Source organism: Actinomyces gaoshouyii, assembly GCF_002072175.1.
GTDB classification, from domain to species: Bacteria; Actinomycetota; Actinomycetes; order Actinomycetales; family Actinomycetaceae; genus Actinomyces; species Actinomyces gaoshouyii.
Genome location: NZ_MVIV01000017.1, coordinates 1 through 721 on the forward strand (window position 1 = coordinate 1; position 721 = coordinate 721).

A 721-nucleotide genomic window follows, 5' to 3' on the forward strand; every position below is an offset into this window, starting at 1 on the left:
ACCACCGACCTAGCCGCCATGAGCGAAGAAGGCTGCGTCTTCTGCCGATCCACCATCGACGACGCCACCAAACTCCACAAAGACGGAGGATGGGCCAACCCCTGGACTATCACTCTTCATGACTTGAGTTACATTCCGCCGGATGAAGGAAAAGAATACTCGGGGATCAAAGGGAAGGTGAATGCCGAGGCGTCCACTGTCATCAAAGGAAATGGAGAGGTTGTCGAGAAATCTCAAGAAACCATTTCAATGTTCGTTGCCATGAAATATGTGGGCGGCGGATGGGTGATTAAAGGAGTGTCGGTGGAATGATTATATCGGTCTTCGTTACATCGTTTGCAATCATTTCCGCCGGTGTTGGAAGTTTTGTTATGGGCGACACAGGTGACACCTACTCTCCCGAGCAAATAGGCGAGATAACCGGGCGGGCAAGTGATGAGAGTATCATTCTCCAGCAATCTGTAATTAAAGCAATTCCGGTTGGGGGTGGTTCTTCGCCATCAGGCAGCGGGGGTGGGGGGCAGGTGGTGGTCTCGGCCGCCCAACCCCAGAGCGCGCCCATCGAAGGCGATTTCATCTGCGATGGGCAGGACCCCCAAGGCAACGACACCGACGCATGCCGCTTCCAACCAACCCCCACACGCCCCACAGCACCCGCACCCGACCCGGCCACCACGACACCGCCACCACTGATCGTCACCGCCCACGACATAGCCACCCT

General features: G+C 56.2%; 2 protein-coding genes. Both read left to right on the forward strand.

What is annotated here, in order from left to right; all coding sequences use genetic code 11:
* Positions 1 to 312 (forward strand): DUF6318 family protein (locus B1H50_RS09575; protein WP_233129476.1); only part of this gene is annotated, 312 nt, incomplete at its 5' end.
* Positions 309 to 721, forward strand: a 413-nt coding sequence (locus B1H50_RS10035; RefSeq protein ID WP_233129477.1) for a hypothetical protein, incomplete at its 3' end; no start/stop codon positions are given. The genes B1H50_RS09575 and B1H50_RS10035, both read left to right, overlap by 4 nt.